Source organism: Candidatus Uabimicrobium helgolandensis, assembly GCF_041508025.1.
GTDB lineage: Bacteria > Planctomycetota > Uabimicrobiia > Uabimicrobiales > Uabimicrobiaceae > Uabimicrobium > Uabimicrobium helgolandensis.
The window spans coordinates 7735522-7757223 of sequence record NZ_CP165719.1; the positions used below are offsets into that span (position 1 = coordinate 7735522).

Consider the following 21702-nt stretch of genomic DNA (forward strand, 5'->3'; position numbering starts at 1 on the left):
CTACTTTTTGCGCGACTGAATTTTAACTAAATAGCGGTCGAGTAAAAAAATATATTTTTCTATCTCCAACGCTTCTTTCTCTAAACCACACTTCTTATATGTTTTTTCTTTTATGTGTTGTAAACGCTTTTTAGATTGAGCACAAACATCTTTTACATAAGGCATAATTCTTTGTATATGCTGATATTGACGGACATTTGTTATATAACGGTGATACGGATATACGTATTCTGGCGTTTTTAGTAAAAGTGAAGCAAATGTATAATTGTAAGTGACATTTTTATGTAAATCTTTAGTATATAAAATACTAGGTACATAAATTTCACAATATAAAAAATGTAACCTTGATATAAACCTTGGAGCAAAGTCAGAGTAGCCACTGAATAAATAGCACAGCTCAGCTATTTTTCGCAAGTGCTCTTTTTTTTCTTCAATAGTAAACAATGACTTTATCTTTTTTATACGCTCTTTATAAGAAACAAAACTCGTGGGATCAAGTAGCTTTTTCAAAGTAAAGCCAATAATCTTTTCATAAAACAGACATGTCACAAAATCATCTTCTAAACGATTATTACTACTATTTACTTTGCGATATAAACTGTCTAAAATTTGAAAAAATTGTTTTGCCTCACTTTGAACATTGCGATTAAAAAATTGTTTACAACGGATAATTCCAAATAAATACAAACCACAACGACGCGTAGCATCTCCAGGTACATTTTGCTTATTAATTTTTTCCGCGTCTTGCTTAGCTAGAACAATCAACGTGTCTAACAACTCTTGGTAAGCCTGATCATTATTACTAGTTTCTCTTGTAGAAAGAAGAGACACTTTGTAGCTTGCTTTTTCTTGTAAAACAAGTAAACGATGTTGCTCTAGACTCCACAAAGCCATGGTTGCGTGAATGTCCTCAGTAATGAAAAAAAATTGATTGACATTTTTCTGAATCCAAAAAAAGTCAATAGTATCAAGTACCTGTCTTCGAAATTTTATAGATATACTAGGGTGAGAAAATAAGCGATCAAGATATTTTTTAGATTCTACATTGAAACGCTTTTCTAAAAACCACTGCTTAATAGCATTGAGAACTTTTTGTTGATTAATATTAATTTGTTTCGCATTTTGTTTTCTGGCGCTTGAAATTAAATCGAAAATTGCCGTAGATAATAGATGAGAATGTTGATCATTTTTTTGAGCAGAAAGTTCTGTAGCCACAGAATCTTGTTCTGGTGATGGTTCTTTAGGAGTTTCTTGGGCTATTTGCCAAATTATAAAAAACAACAACATACAAACGGCTCCACACAATACCAAGAGAAAATTCTTAATTACACTTTTATTGCGTGCTATTTTGTGAGAAATGCTTTGACTCATCAATTGACTTTGAGAAAGCTTACCACGACGTGAACTATAAACTTTTCCTAAATCAATAGCCATGCGTTTTGTTGAAGAGTAACGATTTTCTTTGTTTTTAGCAATTGCTTTTAAACAGACATAGTCTAAATCATTAGGAATACTTTTGTTTATTTCGCGAGTACTAACAGGCGTTTCATGAACAATTTGATATAACATATCTACAGATTCGCCCTCAAAAGGGTTACGACCTGTAATCATTTCATAAAGAATAACCCCCAAAGAATAAGTATCAGAACGAGCATCAATTTCCTTTGTTCTACCTGTTGCTTGTTCTGGAGCCATATAACTTATCGTTCCAAGTATTGTACCAGTTTTAGATAATTCTCTTTGAGTATCGAGTATTTTAGCGATACCAAAATCCATAATTTGCGGCTCGCCATCATTATCGATGAAGATATTACTTGGTTTTAAATCGCGGTGAACAACATTACGTGCGTGTGCAAAATGAATTGCTCGACATATTTTCTCCATTATTTTTACAATAACTCGCAAAGAAGGTTCAGTTTCTTTTCGCCAGACATTAAGAGACTTTCCTTTTAATACAGGCATTGTGTAATAGATAAAACGATTTGTTTGCCCTGCATCGTAAAGTTCTACGATGTTTTTATGCTTTAAACGATATGTGGTTTTAATTTCTCTTATAAAACGTTGAATTTCAATATCAGAAGAAGTACCTTTTACTATACATTTAAGAGCAACAGCTTTTCCTTCCTTGTTAACCGCGCGAAAAACTTGTCCCATTCCTCCTTGGCCAACAATTCCTTCTATACGATATGGTCCGATATAATCACTAAAGTTTTGTTGTGTAGGCCGGTTTGAGTAATCCATTTCATTCTCCTAAATGGTATTTCTTACCATGTTCCTTAAACATAGTTTTCATCGTTGAGGTATAACAAAAGATACCCACGCGACACATATTTCTTGCAAGGATTAATAGGATGTCCGCTACGAGTAAGTAGTGTAACTGTTTTTTTAAAAAGCTGACGCTGCCCCCAATTTTTTAAATATAAACTTTGATGATAAGCAGATTTCCAAGCAACAAAAAAGTCGTATATCTTTTCCCCTTTAACCATGCACTCTATATAGTTTTTTGGTAACACAGTTTGAAAAGTTTCAGGATGGAACTCACAGTGAAAATTTGTTGAAAACACAATAGCTTCTTGGCGTAAACATCCTGATATCTTACGAAATATATTCGCTACCCAAATGCGTCCAAGAGGATCAGAGGTTCCTTCTATAACGAGGCCACCACTTGTAATATATGGCAACATTGCACTATACGCCTCTTTGAATTGTTCTTTTTTGTACTGCCTCAAGACATTGAATGCACGTAAAACACTAACTTGTTCTTTATCTTTTTCAATAGGTAGATTAAATCCACCATGACGAAAATCTATTCTTTTATTTTTAAATGTAGAGGCATTTGCAACACGCTTTTTGTCAATTTCAACACCGACAACAAACAATTTATCATTGACGATATGAAAACGCATAGCACTTTCTACTGTAGTAAATGGATATTCTCCGTATCCTAAATCAACAAAAACATTGCAACCACCAGAAAATTGCTTTTGTAGTAAGTTTTTTGCGTATATAAGAACAAAATTATCAACGCGACGCAAACGATTCCTTGTGGTCTTTCCCCGTGTTTCGTGGCCTTGGGGACGCACAGACTGATAATGTTTTTTATCTACCATATTGTAATAATTCGCTTCCGATGTGCAAACATTTTATACTTTTTGAGACTTGCGGCATGAATACGTGTTACTTTAATTTACCTTTAGCCGCAAGCGCTTTATTGTACTGTGAAGAGTTGTTGGAGGTACACCAAGAAGTTCAGCTGCTCCATTTTTTCCTGAGATTTTTTCATTACTTTCTACTAACGCCGACATTATTTCTCGCGCCATTGCTTTTTCTAAACGGTTGAGATCTTCTGGCATACAAAATCCTTTAAGTTTAAAAACGCGTGGACTCTTAGAAAAATCTTTTTTATTCGTAAGTGGTAAATACTGCGGAGTAATGCGTTTTCCGCGAGCTAAAATAGCCGCACGCTCTAGAACATTACTCAATTCGCGTACATTTCCAGGCCAAGAGTATTTTTCTAAAACATGAAGAGCTGCTGTTGATAACTGTAAATTAGGCATAGACCAACTAGACTTTAGTCTTGTTAAAAAATATTCGGCTAACAAAGCAATATCTTCTCGACGTTCATTTAGACTAGGCAAACAAATAGGAAAAGTATTTAAACGATAAAATAGATCTTCGCGAAATCTACCTGCTGCGACTTCTAGTTGCAAATTCTTATGCGAAGCAGCAACTAACCTTACATCTGTTTTTAAAGTAGTGTTACCGCCAACGCGTTCAAAAGTTTTTTCCTGAATCACTCGCAGTAACTGTGCTTGAGCTTGGGCGGGAAGATCAGCAATTTCATCAAGAAATAGTGTTCCACCATGCGCCAACTCAAATCGACCTTCTCTTTTACGATTTGCTCCCGTAAAAGCGCCTTTTTCGTGGCCAAAAAGTTCACTTAAAGCCAGTTCTGGAACAATAGCAGAACAATTAAGCGCGATAAATGATTTCTGAGAGCGCATTGACCATTGGTGAATTGCATGAGCAACTTGTTCTTTTCCCGTACCTGTTTCCCCAGAAATTAAAACTGTTGCAGGAGTCGGAGCTACTAAACGTACTTGATTTACTACGTTGAGCCAAGGAGTAGATTGTCCAACAAGCGCAACTCCCTTAAGTGTACTTCGCAAATTGGCATTTTCTACGGCAAATTTTTCAAGATTACGCGATAGATCATTTGCTCGTTCTTCTTCGTACATGACCTTAGCTGCAAGATGAGCAAAGCCACTAATGGATTTAATAAGATCCTCGCTAAAAGCATCACAAGTTACCACATCGATAGTTAAAGCACCTAACAACTTTTGATCTATTCTCAAAGGTGCCACCATACACGAATGATCAATTGGTAAATCAAGTACATCAGAGTAGGTATCTTTATCGTGTTCTTCGTGATCTTTATGGATAAGAACACTTGGTTCCTTGAGTTGTAAAGCTTCACTGAGACTTATGCGATCATGTAGGGACACCCGTTTATTTTTCAATTTAGGAACATTTAGAGGACCAGATGATGCCAAAACGACAAGCGTATCATCATTTTCAAATTTAAGTATCGCTGATAAATCGGCTCGTAGCACTTTGTTTAGAGCCTCTAAGATCTCGTGCAGTGTTGCAATATTCACATCCACCCTCTCTTTACACAATTTACGATATATAGTGATGTACGATATGCAGCTAATTATATTACGATATATCGTAAAGGATCAAGTAAAATAATGGAAGGCATGACTTATAAATAGAAGAAAAAATAAAGTTTAAAGTAATTATGATACGACAGTGGTCGAACCAAACTTCTGCTGAGCTAAATTCTTTATAGGAAAAGTTTACAAAAGCAAATATATTCTATTGCTAAAATCGATTGTAAAAATTATGATTACGGTGAGGACGTATGTTTGGCATGAGATATGCATAGTAGCTACTAAAACAACCATATTAAAAAGGAACAACTACAATGAACAGATTCTTTCTTTTACTTACCATTTTGTTTTTACTAATTGCTTGCGGAGAGCAAAAACCAGCACAAGATGATACAAGTAAAACAAATAAAAAACTCCAAGAAAAAGCGCAAAAATTACAAAAGTCAGCCTTAGAAGTTTTTGGTGTAATACCAGACAAGATGCCTGGCAGTGAAAATGACACCCAAGAATTAATTTCACTTGGTGAAAAACTTTACCATGATACAAGACTATCAGAAAACGATACAATTTCTTGCAATTCGTGCCACCGTGTAGATAATAATCTTGCAGGTGTAGACAATCTTCCTACTTCTCCAGGAACAAAAGGACAAAATGGAGATCGTAACTCGCCAACAGTATACAATGCAGGTTTTCACTTTACTCAATTTTGGGATGGCCGTGCAAAGGATCTAGTAGAGCAAGCCAAAGGTCCTATTTTAAATCCTGTTGAAATGGCAATGCCAAGTGAGACGCATGTAATTGAAAAGTTGGATGGTATAAAAGAATACGAAGATTTATTTAAAAAAGCATTTCCTAAATCAGAAAAACCTGTCACTTATGACAATGTTGCTATTGCAATCGCAGCCTTCGAAAGAACATTAATTTCGAAAGACCGTTTTGACGATTTTCAAAGAGGTGATTTAACAGCTCTAGACGAAGATGAACTAATCGGCTTAGATAAGTTCATAAAAACAGGATGTATAACTTGTCATAAAGGTCCACTTATGGGAGGCGATTCTTACAATAAAACTGGTTTGCTTAATCCATATGAAAATACGAAGGATCTTGGACGTTTCCAAGAAACGAAAAAAGAAGCAGACAAATTTTTGTTTAAGGTTCCTTCCATGCGAAATGTTGCTCTTACAGCACCCTATTTTCATAATGGTCAAATCGAAACATTGGAAGAAGCTGTCGAAAAAATTGCCTATTTGCAATTAAATAAAAAACTAAACAAGCTCGATATCAATTATATCGTAAAGTTTTTAAAAGCTTTATCAGGTAAAAATTTAGAGGCAGGACCTGCATCAGAAGAAGGCGAAAAAAAGAAGTCTAAATAATATAAATAATACAGGTTCTAAATATTTTAGAACCTGTATATTACAATCTATGTTGTACTATCCAAATCTCTCAAATTTTGACCTGTGTATATTTGACGAGGTCTCGCAATTTTTCGGCCTGGATTCTTTAACATTTCGCGCCACTGTGCAATCCAACCAGGTAAACGTCCAATTGCAAATAAAACAGTAAACATGTTAGTAGGAAAACCAATAGCTCGGTAAATAATACCACTGTAGAAATCAACATTAGGATACAATTTACGACTTGCGAAGTATTCATCGTTTAATGCTGACTCCTCTAATTCTTTTGCGATTCTAAGTAGAGGATCGTTCACACCGATATTATTTAGAATTTCGTCGCAACTTGTTTTGATGATTTTAGCACGTGGATCAAAGTTTTTGTAAACGCGATGCCCAAAACCCATCAAACGGAAAGGATCATTTTTGTCTTTTGCTTTGGCTAAGTATTTTTGAGAATCTCCACCGTTGCGCTGAATGTTCATTAGCATTTCGATTACTTTTTGGTTAGCTCCACCGTGTAGCGGTCCCCAAAGAGCGCAAATTCCAGCGGCAATACAAGCAAATAAATTCGCTTCGCTACTTCCTACAACACGTACTGTGGTAGCTGAACAGTTTTGTTCGTGATCTGCGTGTAAGATAAAAAGTTGATCAAGGGCCTTAGCAATCGCAGGTTGTACTTGGTAAGATTCACAAGGAACTGAAAAAAGCATATGCATAAAATTCGAAGCATAGTCGAGATTATTATTAGGGTAAACTAAAGGTTGACCAATAGATTTTTTATACGCATAAGCCGCCAAAGTAGTAATTTTGGCAATTAAACGTACAATTGTCATATATACAGCATCTTCATCATTGATATCGAGTTCATCTTGGTAGTATGTAGATAGAGAACATATTACTGATGATAAAAGAGCCATAGGGTGTGCAGTGCGAGGAAAAGCTTCATAAAATTTACGAATATCTTCGTCTACCATCGAATGTCTCATAATGTCAGAAACAAATTTTTCGTGCTGTTGTTTTGAAGGTAGTTCGCCATATATTAATAAATATGATACTTCTAAAAAGCTAGATTTTTGGCAAAGTTGCTCGATGGAATAACCACGATAGCGTAAAATACCTTCTTCACCGTTAATAAAAGTAACTGAGCTTTGGCATCCTCCAGTATTTGCAAATCCTTCATCTAAAGCAATAATATTAGAAGTAGCACGTAACTTTCTTATATCAACGGCAACTTCTCCTTCGCTTCCCTTTATAACAGGAAGTTCGTAAACTTTATCACCAACTTTTAACTCGGCGTTGTCTGACATACTTATTGCCTTCCGTAAATGCTTTTGTATTTCCCATTAGAACATATCATTTTTACAGATAGTTAAAATATCTGGTTATTCTATTTTTTCTATATCAAAATTATTGCAATAGAATAGTATCCATTTTACTACTTCATTGATGACACCTAAGACAAATACAAAATAACCGTGTTTTATTTAAGGGGTTTGAAAAAAATCATACACAAAATGATATGCGATTTTTTTTCAAACCCCTTAAGCGAACGCTTGTGCAATAGCTATACAAGCTCGCAAAATTAATATGATATCTTTTTATTACAGTAGTGTCAAGCAAGGTTATTTGCCTAGGGCATGTCCATAAAGAAATTATTAGGAAATGGAATACAAAATCATTTATAATAGATGTGCTCTACGAATTCTAAGTGGTCTAATTATAAGTTGTCATCAGATCACTTAAGTAAGTCACAAGAAATTTTGCAGACTTGCTTAAATTTAAACTTAAAATTTAACAAAGGACAGCATGATGAATTTCAAACGTATTTTGTGCTACATTGCTTTTGTTGTTTGTAGTACCTTTCTCTTTTCTGATGTAGAAATTTATTTCGCACCTAACGGTGGGTTTGCAGAAAAGAACAACAAACGTACAATTACTATGGTAGATGGTAAAGAAGTTACCGCTGATTTAAATAGTGCTTTAATCGACATGATTCAACGCGCTCCCAAAAATGGTCAAATAAAAATAGCAATGTATGCTTTTAGTCATAAAGAGACCCTAGATGCTCTTATTGCTGCTGCACGCGATCGCGGTATTAAGGTAAAGCTTATCGTAGATGCTTGTGCCTCTTGGACAACAGAAATTCGCGATAATCTTAAAAAAGCTATTTTTGCCGAAAAAGAAACCGCAGAAAAAGAAAAGCGTAGTTTTGATTTTCAATTGAAAGAGATATTTCCAGAGGTAATGAAACAGCGCGAAAGAACGCGTGTTCTCGACGATGGTAAGGTTATTTTTGGGACTATGCACGAGAAATTCGGTATCATATATAAACCGGGCAGCAAACTACCTCTACATGCTTTTTGTGGTAGCGCTAATGTCTCGTGGGGAGCTGGTCATCTATTTGCTGAAAACCGCGTTTTTTTTCGCAACGAACCGTATATTGGCTTACAATTAGCAGAAGAATTTTCACGTTTGTGGAATGAATATGGTACTGAAACCACAAAAAACACAGAAAGTGAAAGACATTTACCTGTTGATTCTCAGTGGAGTGGAGTACAAATTGTTTCTAACTCAAAACCAATCGACATCGAACACTACCAAAGAATAGACGATACTTTAACGAATATTTTACGTAAAGTAAGTGCTGAAGGTGGAACTATTGATGTAGCAATGTTTAGCTTTACACATTATAACTTAGCCAATACTCTACTTTATTTGGCACAACGCAATCCAAAAGCAAAAGTACGCATTCTCTTAGACCAAACTCAAATAGAAAGCGACGAAAATCACCGTGGGGTCATGGGGCAATTTATGGAAAACAATGCTTTCTCACGCAAGCTAAAGAACTTTGAGATTCGTTACAAGTGGCGTTCTAACGCTTTCGGATGGGACAGAGAAAGTAAATCGGCAATGTTAATGCACCAACGCAATTTATTACTGCATCACAAATGCGTAGTAGTTAATGGAAAGATAATGGGGCTAGGAAGTTACAACTGGTCTGAGTCTGCCGAAGTGCGCAACTTCGAAAACATAATGGTCTTTGACGGCTCAATTCCCAAAGCTCAAAATGTAATAGATCGTTTTATGGCAGAATTTAATTTCATGTGGGATCGTGTACGTCCAAAAGAACCTGGAAAACAAAAATTAACCAACCCTCAAGTAATTGAAGGCTATCGCGGACGTTACCTAAAAGGACGTATAAAGAAAGCATATAGCAGTGTTATTTGTCGGATAATAATGGACAAAATGCATAAGAATCGCAATGGCTGTGATCTCGAAAAACTAATTGCTGAAACAAAAATGGATGAAGAAAAACTACTTCCTAAATTAAAATGGTTAGAAGATGTAACTCTGATTTACGAAGTAGAGAAAGACGGAAAAAAGACGTACCATCTTTCTGATTAATACACCAACTTAGGGAGGTGGTTGAAAATAATATACCGCAACTAAGTAACCTAGCAAAAGTAGTTATGATAATTAAAACACCTGAAAGATAAAACTTTCAGGCGTTTTCTTCTAAACAAAATAAATTAGCGATTTTTATTTCTAGAGTTTTGGTACCACTCTTTCCATCCATCTACCACTTTTCGCCTCTCCTCAACTCCTACATAAAACTGTATATCACCAAAATTTTGTCCTGTTAAATCCTCAAGTATAAAACAAGCTCCTGACTGTAAATACCAATCTTCTTTCTCTAAAACTTTAAGTAGTAGAGGAAATGCTTGCGGAACATTTTTGTTTCCAATTAAGTAATCTAGAAGTGGCACAACATTATATTTTTTCTTACGCAGAGCACTAAAAAGCCAGTGTTTTATTGGTAGCTTTTTATTTTGCTCCCACCATTCATTGTATTTTCTTTTGATATTACCTAGTTCATAACGAACAAAAGTAAGCTTAACAATATACTTTCTAGCTGAAAATTTATGACGTGGGTGGTCTAAAGCCTCTATAATAATTGGAATTGCCTTTTTTTCCCAAAATTTAGTGAGTAAAAATGCGGTTTCAATACGAACTTCTTCTTCTTTGCTTTTTAACAGCTTACGTAAAGATTTAGATAGTCTTTTTGTTTGGTAACGTTGTAACGTTTGTAAAGCTAAAACGCGCGAAGTGGTACGTGTTGTATCGTTATGTGCTAGTTTTAATAAAGCCTTAGTTACTTTATTATTACCTATTTGCGATAAACTCACCGCAGCAACACGGCAAACTTCTCGAGAGGAATCGCCATTCATAAGTGCCACTAAACTCTTGATAGCAAGATCGCTTTTTATATTTCCTAGAGCTTGAGCAACGGAAATCCGTAAGCTTTCATTGTTAGCTTGCAATTGTCCAAGTAATATTGGCAGAGATTTTTCTTCTTGTATTTTTGCCAGTGCTTTTAAAATAATAGCGTTAACAATTGCAGTTTCTCGGTTATTTTGTAATGTATCGGTAAGAGGTTCAACAGCTTTTTTCACTTTGAGTTCACCAAGAGAAAAAATCACAGACTGTTTCACTTCGCGACTTTCATCATTTAACATACCAAGAAGATACAAATTTGTAAGTTCGTTTTTCGGTAATTTTGCTAAAGCTTCTACAGCCACACTTCGCAATGTAGGGTTACCATGTTTTAAATAGCGCGTCGCTATTCTTCGTGACCCGTTGGTAAGTAAAAATTTAATCAATGTTCTAGCGCGAGCGGAATAATTTTCAATTAGATACTCTACTAGTTTTGTAATTGCAAATTCTTTACGTGAAAGAGCAATTCCTTTAATAAGAGCAACACTTCTATCATTGAGTTCTAGTTCTGTACGAATATGAAGTAAAGTTAAATCAGCAGCACCGTTAGGAAGATTTTGGTCTTTTTCCATCAGTTCATGAAACAACCTCGCCGCCGCAAGTCGATCCTTTGGTTTTAACCACCCATAAGAATTGACAATCATTTCTTTGAGCTTTAAATTTTTGTCTTCTTCATCATCTAAACGACGAAAAATGCTTTTATGAAGTCTGTACCACGATAACCATTGTGGGTAACTATGGTTATCCCAGTAGAGTTGCCACACATTATTTCTTTCGAGGGATTTTATTTTTGATATAAGGGGTTCAACAACTCCGCCTTCTTTGTCATATGAAGTAATTTCTTTTACCAGATTTTTGACTTTTACAGTAATAACGTGATAATTTACATTCGCAGTGCGAGTTCCGTATACAGTCTCTAACTTAAAGAAATCCTCTTCTTTGAGATGGTTCAAATAACCAATCATATCCTCTTCATCGAGAACAATAACGCGATCGTAACCATCACGTTTGCGAACACTCTGAGTACTAGCAACAAAAAGCACACTTTCGTTTTCAGGTCCACCAGTTTTACGATAAGAAATAGATGCCCCATCGATATCGCTTACAGAAAAACCCTTCAGAAGACGTATAGCTTCGAAACGGCCATTATTCTGGTGCCACCAACCCCACCAATCTTTATCTGAGTATCCAAAATCTTGTCCAGTGAGTTGTTTGAGCTTTGTATAAGCTATCTTACGTAAAGCAGCATAATCTTGATAGTAAACGCGCCCCATAACACTTTCTATGAGTACTGGTGCCAACTGTTTATTCATTAATTCGATAATTTCGCGATTATCTGTTTGAAAACCAATATTAACAAGTCCAACAGCAGCGGCACCTCGAACGAATTTTTGATCATAACGAACAAGGAGTAAAAGCCGTGGTATCCAAAAGTCACTAAATAATTTAAGATTGAATGTATCTTCTTGCATCGTAACAGCAACAGTAACGTAACCCATTAGACGCTTATTTTTAGAATTCACCATGTCGAGTAGGCGATTGCGTATAACATCGCTATCTTTGGTGCCTAAAATTTCTGCGGCCTTGTAAGCCACTTGCACTGCCGGATCTTCTAAAGCCTCTATAACAAAATCAATTCCCTCTTTGTGTTCTATACGCGACGCTAAATCAACAATATACTTTCTTGTTCCGGCATATTTAGAAGCAAAAACTTCTTTTAATAAAGGTAAATGCTCTTTTTTTGTAATCGCTGCAAGCGCAAGAAAAGCAGGGTAACGACTTGTCTGAGTAGATGCTTTTAGAAAATCTAAAATCACTGGATACGCGCGCGTTTTATCAATAAGGATCAAAGCACGAAACAAAGTGGAAATTCGCGAACGCATTTCTCTTTCTAACGCCGTAGACGATATCAAAGAAAAAGCTTCTTTTGCTTCCATTTTTCCTAAACATTCAGCACAAGCTTCTTTAGTATTTGGCTTACTCTCTTTCAAAGCGACAAGCAAAAAAGGTATCGCAAATTCACCTTCATTATACAATCTTCTTAAAGACCTTTTCGCAGCTTGCGACGGCCATTTTTCCAAATCTGATATCCATGCCTCTACTTGCTGAATTTTTCTCTCATTGAGATTTTTTTTCTCCTCGGGCTTTTTATCTTCCTGAGAATACAGATAAGTACAGAGCAGTAGGCAAGTTAACATTATTAGTTTGATTTTCATCTACATTCTCCATGCAAATTCTTCATAAATACAAATTACACAAGCATTTAAAATTTTCGACATTATAGCACACGTCTAAAACTCATCCAAATGTTTTCATTACTATTATGATAAATAACTTAAGTTGCGACCTAAAAATAACAAGAAAAAGTGAAAGCGAGAACAAAAAGGACAACTTTTAACTCAAATCCATAAGAGGTAACAGCATGAATTTTCTTTGGAAAAAAAGAAGTGATCTGACTAAAAGTATTTTCAATCCTTTTACGGGTAACCTTTTGAATAAACTCAGTAGCTCCGGAAAAAGCCCTTTTAGAATTTTTCTTTCTCTGAGGTAAGATAGAGACATTAAGAGCATCAGAAACAATATCTTCGAAAGAGTAATCATTGTAAGATTTATCAGCAAAAACAAAAGAGTTTTCAGGGATATCTAATTGAAATTGTTTGAGAACACGACAATCATTGCAGCCACCAGGAGCAAGCAAAAACTCAACTGGTAAACCAGTTTTGGTGACGAGCATATGAACCCGCAAACCGAAAAAATAACGACGTTTGCTTGCAACACAACTCCGATGATCTTGTGTATTGTATATTTTGCAACGACTAATGCGAATATTGTCACAGACCGGAATAGGGAAACTATCTATGATATAATCTCGCAGATTGTTTCGCTTACTAATTTCAGCAAACAAATGAAAAAGAGAAAGCCATACACTTTCACCAATAGCACGTATGCGGCGATTGAAACGACTTTTACTTAGCATTTTTTTGATGTAGCCATGTTCAGCTAAAAAATTTCGTCCTTTTTCAAAGTTGCCAGAAAAGTAGAGCATAGAAACTAATGCTGTTGTCATAATTTCTGAATTAGTCATTTTAACTTGAGAATCTTCTACAATCTTGAGTGCTTGTGTTATCTCATCACATATACAGAAAACAATTATAATTTCTTTTTCCATGACTTTCTCCTTCTTGTTTTTCCTACTTTAAGAGAAGAGTCGTTATAACAGTATAAAAAAACGATGTGTGCAATTCGATTTTTGAGGTTCGTGGTCGTGGATCGATATTCCATGTGCGAAAATTAGACTATTAACTTTGAAAGCATACAAATTATTCTATAGAGTAGTTTTTTGATTTTCTCTTTTTCTTTTGAGTCTATTATTTGGGCTATCTTAGCAACATCGAATACTGCACTACATTCATTTGCTGATGCTCTTGCTATAGAGAAAAACCTTGCTTTCTCTTTTTTGCTAAATTTGGCATTGCCTTCTGCTATATTAAGAGGGACTCAAGGCGATGCTCTTTTTAGCTGATCCTTTAAATAGCTGTAAACCTGATGGCATTTTCTCCATCACATTAAATGTTTCTTTTGTATATTCTAGTGATTCTTGATATACATCTAATTTTTCATGATTAAAATTCATTGCATTACCCTTACTTCGTGCCATGTGCCACGACTGCGTCTCACGAGATTCGAACCGCGCACATCGAATTTGTAAAAGTAATTATACCAGACTATACGATAACTTTTATAGGTCGCAACTTGGGTTAAATAATAGACAAGATCAATGGAAAAAAATATTTAATTAGGGCATATCGACATTTTAAATCGATCTCAAACCCAAAATAAATGTTTTTGGAATCAGGATAGAGAACGTATTAAAATCACAATTAAAATCAGTCTAGTCGCCATTCGTATAAAAACGCTTTGCACTTAATTACGGCAAGATCACCGCCGTAAGAATCGTCTTGTTTATCACCATCTATTAAGCGCGGTTTTTCTGCGTTATTTAGGACAAGGCATGATGTTATCTTATGTTTTGCTAGTAATTCGCGAATGAAAGGCATTACATCTTTACCTAGTTTCGCTAGGCGTGCATTTTGATAGCTATTGGCAATATTTCTTATTTCAAATCGCGATGCAGGAGTGGCACTCAAAAAATAATAACAGTTCTTGAATTTTACTACATCAATAATCTCTTTGTCGTAATTTGAAAAATCGTAGAATATATTTTTTAAAGCGTTAAATTCGGAGGTATTTGCAAATAGTTGCAGCAATGAATTTTTGCTTTTTTCTTTTGGTATTTTTTTGATTTTGGAGTCTGCGATTTTAGTGTTTATTGATTTTTTTTTTGCGGTAGGAAAGATTAAGAATACTAAAAAAAACGCAATACTCAGGTAAATAGTGCTAAGAATTATCTTTGAAAATCTAACTCCTAGATAACTAGACGACAAAGAACGCTTTGCTTTTATTGGTTTCCCAAGTGAAAATTTTTTGAGATCTGCGACAAGCAATTTGGCATTAGCATAACGATTTGCCACCTTTTTTTCCAAGCACTTTAAACAAATTGTCTCTAAATCGATAGGGATTTTCTTGCTGTGTTTTCTTGGCGAAAGAGGCTCTTTCTCTATAATTTGTTGCATCATTTTGGAAGCTTTACCGTAGAATGGGCGTTTCTTTGTCAATAATTCATACAATATTACCCCTAGAGCATAAACATCACTGCGTTTGTCCACTTTGTTTGCAAGTACTTGTTCGGGAGACATGTAAGCTATCGTTCCAAAAATTTCCCCACTACGCGATAGTTGTTTTGCGCCTTCCACTTTCGCCAAACCAAAGTCCATCACTTTAGGTTCTCGTCCGTTCATCATAATATTCTCTGGTTTTAAATCGCGATGAATAATCCCATTTTCATGTGCATAATGTACGGCTTGCGCAACTTTTTGCAAAATGCTCACTATTTCTACTAATTTAAGACGTTTATTCTCAACATAATCTTTCAAATTTGTGCCTGGAATGAGTTCCATAGTAAAGAATGGATATCCTTGGTGTTGTCCAAAGTTATACAACTGAACAATATTAGGATGATTTAGTTTGGCCATAGCATTAGCTTCTCGATAAAAACGAGCAACATCTTTATCAGTAATTTGTTCACCACTCATCACTTTTAGCGCAACATCACGTTGTAGTTTTTTGTCAAAGGCTTGGTACACTTTCCCCATCGCACCTTGCCCAATCATTTTTTGTATATCAAAAAATTGAAAATCACTTTGACTCATGCTTTTTCCTCAAAGATGTGGTATATATAACTATTTCCTTTATGAAATATATTGTACGGCTATCGCGGTGCATCGATATACTTAATTTATTTTTACCCTTTTTTATATAATCACTAACGTTTAAATATTCTGCATGTGCATTTTGATATATAACGGCATATTTTTTACGAAGGACTCGCCCGTTCAGGTTGATATCAATATAAGTTTTGCTTTTACCATTAGACATACCGGAGAAATTTCTAAGCATAAAAATTACGTTATCATTAATGTCAGAGTTTGCTTCAAAAACAAAATGATGCTGCTTTCCAATACTACGAATTCTAATAAAATGCTTGTTCCAAAACTCAAGATTTCTTGGGTACTCCATGTTTATAGCTTTAATTTTATTAGACGAAGCGCTAAATCTGGCAATAACATTACGTCCATGCCCAGTTACTGCTTTGCGGTTTTTTCCCCACTCGCATATAAAAAATGGTTGTGTATTTGTTGTTTTTTGGTACAACCATGAACAAGAATTATCTAATTCAATAGTCATTTTTACAAAATTCACTTTTTTGCTTCTTGTTTCTTTAGGTTTTCGATGAATAATTGACCAATTTTTGAATAGCAGCTCTTCTTTTGTTACCCATTTGAATGTCGATTCGTTTATTTCACGTTTTAAGCCAATCCAGTACTCTTTTCCCCTATTTACAATAGACATAACAAAATTGCTTTCCTCAAGATCAGTAATAGTTGTTAGGTATCCACCAAGAGAACGACAAATTATGTCTGCTTTTTCCCACGAAGTAGGAGTCTTTATTATCATATAGTGATGCTTTTGATAAGTATAGAAATCACTATGCTCTAACTTTTGTTTTTTTAGCTTTTGTAAAATGTCGTTTTTCCAATTTAATAGTATTTGGTTTTTATCTACACTATGACTCGAAGTAGACCCGCTCCAAAAAATTACCAATACTCCAAGAAGAATCGTTATGAAAATAAAATGTTTGTAGCTCTTTATCTTTCTTTTTATACGCATCCACTTAGGAGAATATCCAATGATTGATGGCGGAGTTTCTTTATTTGCAAAATTGCGCAAATCAATGGCAAAATCACTAGCATTTTTATAGCGATCTTTAGGTTTTTTTTCTAATGCCTTGAGGCATATATATTCTAACTCTTTTGGAATCTTTCTTTTGATACGTGAAGGCGGAACTACTTCTTCATGAGTTATTTGAAACATCAAACTAATAGCGGTTGACGCAGTAAAAGGAAGACGCCCTGTCAAAAGTTCGTATAAAATACAGCCAATAGCATATATGTCTGCTCGTTTGTCAACTTTTGATCCATGTGCCTGTTCTGGAGGCATATACTGCAAAGTTCCAGCAACTTTACCGCTGCGAGACACATCTGTTGGCACATTGTTCATCTTTGCTAAACCAAAGTCAGTAATTTTTGGAACATCGCCATCCATTAAAATATTAGAGGGCTTTAAATCGCGATGTATAATTTTATTGTTGTGAGCGCATGCCATGCCTTCCGCTACCTGGGCAATGATAAGTGCTATTTTACTCAACGACAATTTTTTGTTACTGACATAGTTTTTTAAATCTCCACCACTAACGACTTCCATCGCCAAAAATGGTATTTCTTCAAAGACATTAGCTTCATAAATCTGCGCAATATTTTTATGTGCAACCTTTGCCATAGAGACAGCTTCTTGATAAAAGCGCTTGTACTTACGTTTATTATTTTTTGCTTCATCTTGAGTAAGCAGTACCTTGAGAGCTACAGAACGATTTAAATTTACATCTACTGCCTTGTAAACCTTTCCTTCTCCTCCTTGTCCAAGCGTTCCTAAAATTTTGTACTGAGCAAAACGTGACCCCATAAAATTAAGATCAATAGCCGTTTTGCCAAAAATATTCGGATCAACATTTTCTTCAAAGTCATTCGTCATTAGTGTGCCCCTTGAACATGCAGTATTTTTCAATTGTAATATAAAGTGGTCTGCTTGTTTATTACACTCTTTAATTGAAGTGACACTTTGATTTCATAGACATCACTAAGGCCTGTCATTATTCAAAATATTTTTTCAAGCCGATTTCAAAGCTTTTGATCAAATAAAGAAGCATTTCACCTTTAGAAAGTTTCGGAAGCGGGCTCGATACTACTCGCAGTATATATAATATAAGACAACGACATCTGTTACTCATCTGAGTAATCACACGTTTAACAACAGAGTGTTATCACTAGGTCACTTTGGGCACCGCAATAAGCACCACATCCTGATATTTCTATTATAAAATGTAAAATTTAAAAAGTCGAATAATCAATTAGGTTGTCTTGTTAGAGGTTATTACAAAATTATTATTTGTTTAAATTTTTAAAAAAATCAAAATAAAAGATTACACAATTCATAGTAAATAACTTAATATCTGTAATATCTTTTTATTTACTTAGGAGTTTTCTATGAAGAATATTGCTATGTGGCCAATTTTATTATACCTTTTGGTTGGTGTATGTCTAAGTGCAGACGATTGGTCAGTAGAAGAACGCTTACCTGAAAATACGCTTTTTTTGGTAACGTTCCCTGATTTACAGCAAAGTCAAACAGCTTTAGAAGAAACTAGCATTGCCAAGTTACTTCACGATCCACAATTACAAAGAGTAGCGACAGAGCTCATTACACCCTACCAAGAACTCATTGCACCTTACATGATGCAGTATAATCAAGCAGTGGATCAAGTGCAGCAAATCGCATTAGGAGAAGTCACTATTGCGATTACAGGGATGAATCGCGGCGGTCAGATACCAGTGGAAGCTGTGATTTGCGTAGAAATAAAAAGCGGCATGGAAATGGCGCAACAAGGATTGGCGATGCTCGAAGGTAAGGTTCAACAAGATGAACAGGGTTATCATGTTGATGGAATGGCTCATTTTAAGTTTATCGGTAATCACCTGGTTGCAGCTACAAGCATGGAGCTCTTGCAACAAATAGAAGTTGGTAGTGGTGCTAATTTAAAAAATAATGCCTCATACCAAAACACCAAGAGTAAAGTCCAAAAAAACCATATTCCTGGTGTTTTTATCTTCATAAATACACATCAACTCTATCAAACATTTTCTCCAATGATACCTAAGAGAGAAGTGGGCTTAGTTAAAAATTTAGGAATAGATAAACTAAATGGCATTGCTATGGCAGTTAACATTGCAGGAGATCATCTTCACGATGCTATATTTATAGATTATCCGGGTAATACTGTTATAAAAGACCTTGCAACAATGCTGCCTGTGTCTCAAGAACTTCTACAAAACATTCCGCAAAATGCTAGCTTAGTTTTAGGTTTAAATTTTAACCTAAAAGATTTTCTCAATAAATTTGAAAAATTAATTATAGCAGTTGATCCTTCAGGAAGAGAAATCAAAGGGTTTCGTCGAGAGCTTGAAAGTGGCAAACGCGAACTAGGCATAGATATAAAAAACGACTTAGGCACACTTTTTGGTGAAATAGGCTTATTTCAATATACAAACAATACAACAGGCCTCTTTCCTCACACAATTCTTTCAGCCAAATGCAGTGATCCTATTACTCTGGGGAAATTGCTTGGACTTCTTGGAAAAGAAGCAAATATCAGTTCGCACAAAACCAGTTATCGTGGTAATACACTTTACTATTTCTCTGTCAACGCAAAACGCCGTTGGGGAGGATACGCACGTGAAGACGAACTAATAGCAATGAGTCTATTCTTTGCAAGCATGGGTTTTTACTTCGACAATGGCTATATCTATATTGGAGAAGTGCACAGCCTAAAAGATTACATTCAACAACGTGAACAATCTCAAGATGGCATCACAAGCAGCAAGAATTTTAAAAATGCTATGGATAGATTATCAGTAAAAAATCCTTCTTTTCTCATGTACCAAGATGTGAGATCTTCTTTAGCAGCTTATTGGAATCTATTTCTTCCTATGCTTCGCAGTCTGGAAGGTTATGCACGCGCTGCCGGGATTCCTCTTGATACAGCCTTATTACCAGATGGCGAAACACTTGCAAACTATTTTTCACCTACAGGCATGGGTTTTACCACAACAAATGAAGGCCTTATGCTGGAATCCTATACTCATATGGGTGGGTTAAAACTTGCTGCTCTTCCTATTTTTGCTGTTTTTCTTATTGAAGAAGGGCTACCATATCGTCAACGTCGTCAAATTAAACGCAGTATTGGCCAGCTTGTAGAAACTCTTGAGGATATGATTAGGAGAATAAAGTGAAACACATATTGATTATTTTATCCACTGTTTGTCTATTTTTACAAGCCCAGACGCAAAAAGAATTTCATTTGTTAGACTCTCTTCCGCAAAAAACTCTTGCGGCTATTTGGTGCCCTGATGCCAAAGAAATGAAAGACGCTTTTTTAAAATCTGATCTCTACTTGTTATATACAGAGCAAGAAGTACAAGAATTTCTTGCACCAATGCGCGAAGTATTTGAACATCAAATTCGCAAAGAAATGAACCGTGAATTTCGCAAAATAAAAGAACAATCGGGTGTTGACGCCAACTTAGATACGTTTCTAAACGCTATAGTTGGGGAAGCGGTAGTTGCTGTAGTAGATCTCGATTTAAATAATCGTAGAATGCCTGTGCGTTTCGCATTTTCAGTAGAAGTTTCCGATGAAATACGCCAAATTATCGACAAACTGATTGCTCCTCAAACTCAGACCCAAAAATTAGGTGAACTTGAGATTCACACTGGACGTTTTCCTGGTTGTTACACATGGAAAAATAATACATTGTTGTATGCCAGTACTCCAGAGTTGATGTCAGAAATCAATAACAATAACGAAGGCCTTAGTTCTAGTACACAATTTCAAAGTGTAATGGAAAAAATCGCTCCTGAAGGAGAAGTTACCTCAATCGCTGGTTATATCAACAGCAAAGATGGTTGGGCTTTGGGAAAAAACTTTATTCCTCCTTTTGTTGATGGCATGTTGGGTCGCTCTGCTATCTACGATTTAGAAAATATTGGCTTTAGTAGCAATTTTTCTGGACGCGATATTCATTCGCATTTTTTCATGCATCTTCCCAATGGTAAAAATGGTTTGTTTAAATTAACTCCGACAACTCCGGTAGATGTAAAGACAAGTGCCAAAAAATTTCCTAAGGATACAATGGCATTTACTGTTGGCAATATGGATTTGACAACGGTCATGAACGAAATAGAAAAGATTCTTCGCGATGTTGATCCTGAAGGACAAATGGGACTAATGCAGCAATATGAAGGTGGTTTGCAATTTTTAAAGCAAAATGCCAACATTGATATGAATCAACTCGCTGATGCTCTTGAAGGTACTGTTACCCAAGGAGGTCTTTTACACAAGAGAGGAATGCTTCCTTCTTCTGTTGCAGTATACACAATTAAAAATCGCCAAAGTTTAGAAAGCTTTTTACAGTCACTGGCAAACACTATGGAACTAGATATAAAAAGCACTGAACAAAACGGACGCACCATTCACTATTTTAGTTCAAAACTTGGCCAATTAGGGAATAATCCTTTCGATCCTAGGCAGTCAATGAGAAATCCAGTGCAATACATTATAAGCAGTATTTCTTATTCTTTTTCAGGCATGTCTTATGCTATTGAAAATGATTCTTTTTACCTGAGTGATAGTGCGCAAGCACTCGGCCGTTATTTAAAATGGTCAGAAACAGACGGTCCTTCTCTCGCTGATAGCGACGAATTTGTTAAAAGCACAGAAAATCTAGATTCAAGTTGTACAATGATAATGTACTTTAATCAAAAATTACTTTTGGCGCGTTGGTGGAATACTGCACTACACTTTATTCGTTTAGGTGAAGGAATTTTGAAAAAACAAAAAATTCCTTTTCACAGCGCACTTCTTCCTTCTCACGATGTTATAACAAAGCACATTGGACGCGCAACTCTAGAATTTAATAATCCAGAAAATGGAATTTATTTTACTTATAAAGGGCAAGCCGAACTTGTAATTACTGGCTCTGTTGTAATTGGTGCAGCAATACTCATGTTGTTTTAGCACAATTAGAGTAGAGATATTTTATTAAGAAAAGTTTGTAGGACGTCCT

The 21702-nt window shown here is 35.4% G+C and carries 13 protein-coding genes and 1 pseudogene; 4 read left to right on the top strand and 10 right to left on the bottom strand.

Going from position 1 to position 21702, the window contains the following annotated elements; translation table 11 throughout:
- From UABHE_RS28585 to UABHE_RS28595, 3 genes are all read right to left on the bottom strand, one after another.
- Nucleotides 1-2241, bottom strand: a complete 2241-nt coding sequence (locus tag UABHE_RS28585; protein WP_372366744.1) for a serine/threonine protein kinase — start codon at nt 2239-2241, stop codon at nt 1-3.
- A 35-nt stretch (nt 2242-2276) separates the two neighbouring features.
- A complete protein-coding gene (locus UABHE_RS28590) occupies nt 2277-3110 on the bottom strand; it encodes a hypothetical protein (protein WP_372366745.1) in 834 nt (277 codons plus the stop codon).
- A 72-nt stretch (nt 3111-3182) separates the two neighbouring features.
- Nucleotides 3183-4658, bottom strand: coding sequence for a sigma 54-interacting transcriptional regulator (locus UABHE_RS28595; RefSeq protein ID WP_372366746.1), 1476 nt, complete (start codon nt 4656-4658; stop codon nt 3183-3185).
- 434 nt (nt 4659-5092) lie between these two features.
- On the opposite strand from UABHE_RS28595, the pseudogene UABHE_RS28600 reads away from it, so the two are divergent.
- A pseudogene (locus tag UABHE_RS28600) lies at nt 5093-6049 on the top strand (cytochrome-c peroxidase); the annotation flags it as partial.
- 47 nt (nt 6050-6096) lie between these two features.
- Here the strand turns inward: UABHE_RS28600 and UABHE_RS28605 are convergent.
- The gene (locus UABHE_RS28605) at nt 6097-7377 is read right to left on the bottom strand and encodes a citrate synthase (protein ID WP_372366747.1); all 1281 of its coding nucleotides are present in this window, start codon (nt 7375-7377) and stop codon (nt 6097-6099) included.
- 499 nt (nt 7378-7876) lie between these two features.
- Here UABHE_RS28605 and UABHE_RS28610 point away from each other — a divergent pair, with 499 nt between their 5' ends.
- Nucleotides 7877-9475, top strand: coding sequence for a phospholipase D-like domain-containing protein (locus tag UABHE_RS28610; protein ID WP_372366748.1), 1599 nt, complete (start codon nt 7877-7879; stop codon nt 9473-9475).
- Between the two features lie 125 nt (nt 9476-9600).
- Here UABHE_RS28610 and UABHE_RS28615 read toward each other — a convergent pair whose 3' ends face one another.
- The 6 genes from UABHE_RS28615 to UABHE_RS28640 all read right to left on the bottom strand — a co-directional run bounded on the left by UABHE_RS28615 (nt 9601) and on the right by UABHE_RS28640 (nt 17554).
- Nucleotides 9601-12561, bottom strand: a complete 2961-nt coding sequence (locus UABHE_RS28615) for a HEAT repeat domain-containing protein (RefSeq protein WP_372366749.1) — start codon at nt 12559-12561, stop codon at nt 9601-9603.
- Nucleotides 12562-12692: 131 nt separating this feature from the next.
- Entirely contained in the window at nt 12693-13514 is an 822-nt protein-coding gene (locus UABHE_RS28620; RefSeq protein ID WP_372366750.1) for an IS982 family transposase, read from the bottom strand.
- Between the two features lie 122 nt (nt 13515-13636).
- Nucleotides 13637-13831 carry a four helix bundle protein gene (locus UABHE_RS28625; protein WP_372371558.1) on the bottom strand — a complete coding sequence of 65 codons (195 nt, stop codon included), beginning with the start codon at nt 13829-13831 and terminating at the stop codon, nt 13637-13639.
- 1 nt (nt 13832) lies between these two features.
- Nucleotides 13833-13979 (bottom strand): hypothetical protein, encoded by a 147-nt coding sequence (locus UABHE_RS28630; protein ID WP_372366751.1) that lies wholly within the window; start codon nt 13977-13979, stop codon nt 13833-13835.
- A 253-nt stretch (nt 13980-14232) separates the two neighbouring features.
- Nucleotides 14233-15615: a serine/threonine-protein kinase gene (locus UABHE_RS28635; RefSeq protein ID WP_372366752.1), complete on the bottom strand. Its 1383-nt coding sequence runs from the start codon at nt 15613-15615 to the stop codon at nt 14233-14235.
- On the bottom strand, nt 15602-17554 hold the full coding sequence (locus UABHE_RS28640) for a protein kinase (protein ID WP_372366753.1): 1953 nt from the start codon (nt 17552-17554) through the stop codon (nt 15602-15604). The genes UABHE_RS28635 and UABHE_RS28640 overlap by 14 nt, the downstream gene beginning before the upstream one ends.
- A gap of 512 nt (nt 17555-18066) precedes the next feature.
- Here UABHE_RS28640 and UABHE_RS28645 point away from each other — a divergent pair.
- Together UABHE_RS28645 and UABHE_RS28650 are read left to right on the top strand one after the other, a co-directional pair.
- Nucleotides 18067-19869, top strand: a complete 1803-nt coding sequence (locus tag UABHE_RS28645) for a hypothetical protein (RefSeq protein ID WP_372366755.1) — start codon at nt 18067-18069, stop codon at nt 19867-19869.
- Entirely contained in the window at nt 19866-21653 is a 1788-nt protein-coding gene (locus UABHE_RS28650; RefSeq protein ID WP_372366756.1) for a hypothetical protein, read from the top strand. The genes UABHE_RS28645 and UABHE_RS28650 overlap by 4 nt, the downstream gene beginning before the upstream one ends.
- Nucleotides 21654-21702 lie beyond the last annotated feature (49 nt).